We start from the raw sequence: 2,448 nt of genomic DNA, 5'->3' as shown, positions 1-2,448 counted from the left end.
AATGATTTGAACCTGACTGTTACTTTTACGGGTTTCCGCAAATTCTTACACTCTTTTAAGCTGAGTAGTTACCAGCTCGGATAGACAAATTCCAGGCATTTGCTGAAGCTGCTCCTGTAAGGCTTTAAGAGCCGTTGGGGATAGCGACGGAACTTCAACTCCAATGTAGTCTTCAAGCCACAGCCAGTTATCTTGCAACACCCAGTTGATCTCGCAATTGCACCAAACTCGAAATCGAAAGCCGAAGACTTGAGCGTAAGCTTCACCTGGTGGGCAATGCCATTGCCTATGGGTGCGACCTCTACCTGATACTAAAGTGACTCAAGCCTCCTGCTGATAAGGTTTTTGAACGATTTCACAGTAGTCCTTTTGATTATTCATTGATCAATTTTACAGGCACTCAAAACCCTTATGGAGCAAAAGGTAATCGGTTTTTTCCAATGTATCGGATGGAGGTCGCACCCATTGCCTATGTGCGTCTTGGCAGTAGCGATTTGAGTTCTCTTGAGCGAGTTTAATCAAATCTGCTTCGGTCTTACACTCCTCCCATTCCACGCCATCGGTTCGCAAAACAAAGAAATCAGGCGTGTACTGATGCCGCATTCGCCTTCCAGTTTTCGACGAGTAGACTAATTCAATCGGTGACGGTTGATCATAGTATTCCAGAACCGTCGTATCATGCTCAAGTTCATGAATTCGGGCTAGTTCATTGCGATGCGACTCAAACTGAATTGTCAGTCCCATCTTTCGACTCGGATAGCTGCCGCAAACATTCTTTCGCCGTCCTTGAACTTGGCGGGATGGCGTAGCACTCCGAACTTGCTCAATCACTGCACGAGCAACTGAATTAATTTGAAGCTGCTGGCACCAATCGTTAAAGGCTTGACTGCTTAACATCCTCGCAGCCTCCTGAAGAGTTACAACCGTGGAACCGGAACTCATCGCTTTTCATTGTCCCAGTAGGCTAGTTGAAACTACCCACTTTAGTGGGAGACTTTAGTTGCTACTCAGTTCCCGACGGCTTGAGCGGGGTGACATGGTAGGTTTGAGAAAAACCATCATGGCAGAACAGCGTCGAGGGAGTCATACAGTGACCCAATTAACGGTACATCTGGTGTGGGTAACGAAGAATCGTTATCCAGTACTAAAAGGAGAGATTCAGAAACGGTGCCGAGAACTGATTATGCAGATTTGTGACGCGGAAGACGTGAAGATTCTCAAAGGGGTCGTGAGTAAGGCTCATGTGCATATGCATATAGAGTATCCCCCCACTTAGAGCCTAGCCGAAAACCTCTAAATCTATGACATACTTGGCTACAGAGTGTTTCAGCCGTTGATCAGCCATGTCCTTCACAGAAATTGACCCATTGTTTCTCCTGCCTGATGAAGTTTGGGAACGAGTGAGTTTTGTGATTCCTGCCGACCGCCCCAAGCCGAAAGGGGGACGACCGAGAATGGAGAATCGACAGGCATTAAATGCCATCTTTTATGTGCTGCGAACGGGGTGTCAATGGAATGCAATTCCCAGGAGTCTAGGGGCATCGAGTACCGTGCATGACCGATTCAGCGAATGGGTAGAAGCCGGGGTGTTTGAGCGGATGTGGGAAGCGGGGTTAAACCAGTACGCCGATGAGGTGGGGATTGAGTGGGAATGGAACGCGATGGATGGGGCGATGGTGAAAGCGCCCTTGGGGGGAAAAAGCAACGGGGCGTAATCCCACAGACCGAGGCAAGTCTGGCACGAAGCGGAGTGTGTGTAACGGATGGCAACGGCATTCCACTAGCGATTGTGATTGAAGGCGCAAATCGGCATGATATGAAATTGACGGAAGCCACGCTAGCAGCGCAACGAATCGTACCGGAAGACTGTCCAGAAGGAGAAGCTCGAAATCTTTGCTTAGACAAAGGCTATGACTACAATGAGGTGAGAGACATCCTCAAGGCATGGGGATATGTTGGGCACATTCCACTGCGAGACGAAGGACAACGAATTATTGATGACATTCCGAACTACCGAGCGAGAAGGTGGGTAGTCGAAAGAACCCATTCCTGGATGAATCGATTTCGACGGGTTTTGATCCGCTGGGAGAAGAAGCCAGAACATTATTTAGCAAGGCTGCACTTATCCTGCGCTTGTATTGTGGTGCGGGCAATTCAGGTTTTCGGCTAGGCTCTAAGGCTGCTCGCACGGCTCTAGCACTGATGCGAGTATACAAGAACGTGGATTGAAACTTTGGGTCTGCCTGAGCCTGTCCATCCACTAAGCTGCGGATATCTGCTTCTAAATCAGACAGCACCCTTTCACTTTTGTGTTGTCCTCGTGCCCGATAATTATCGACACAAATCATCCCGGTTCGTCTTTCATGCAAGCCTAGTAGAGAGTCAAGGTTGAATTGAGGGATAAAGCCGCTTCAGTTTGACGCGAGCATCTGCGGTGGTAAATCGCCA

The 2,448-nt window shown here is 48.6% G+C and carries 2 protein-coding genes and 2 pseudogenes; 2 read left to right on the top strand and 2 right to left on the bottom strand.

Annotation, left to right across the window (positions count from 1 at the left end):
* Nucleotides 1-45: 45 nt before the first annotated feature.
* Both C7B65_RS28215 and C7B65_RS26745 read right to left on the bottom strand, forming a co-directional pair.
* Nucleotides 46-201 (bottom strand): hypothetical protein, encoded by a 156-nt coding sequence (locus C7B65_RS28215; RefSeq protein WP_181314515.1) that lies wholly within the window; start codon nt 199-201, stop codon nt 46-48.
* Between the two features lie 189 nt (nt 202-390).
* A complete protein-coding gene (locus C7B65_RS26745) occupies nt 391-897 on the bottom strand; it encodes a TnsA endonuclease N-terminal domain-containing protein (protein WP_073075352.1) in 507 nt (168 codons plus the stop codon).
* A gap of 163 nt (nt 898-1,060) precedes the next feature.
* Between C7B65_RS26745 and tnpA the strand changes: the two are divergent.
* Both tnpA and C7B65_RS26735 read left to right on the top strand, forming a co-directional pair.
* Nucleotides 1,061-1,270: pseudogene (gene tnpA / locus C7B65_RS26740) on the top strand (IS200/IS605 family transposase); the annotation flags it as partial.
* Nucleotides 1,271-1,343: 73 nt separating this feature from the next.
* Nucleotides 1,344-2,170 (top strand): annotated as a pseudogene (locus tag C7B65_RS26735) (IS5 family transposase).
* The last annotated feature ends 278 nt before the right edge of the window (nt 2,171-2,448 follow it).

Origin of the sequence: Phormidesmis priestleyi ULC007, from assembly GCF_003003695.1 — a bacterium.
GTDB classification, from domain to species: domain Bacteria; phylum Cyanobacteriota; class Cyanobacteriia; order Leptolyngbyales; family Leptolyngbyaceae; genus Phormidesmis_A; species Phormidesmis_A priestleyi_A.
Note: the sequence above shows the minus strand (reverse complement) of the source record. Positions and strands in the feature narration are given on the sequence as shown.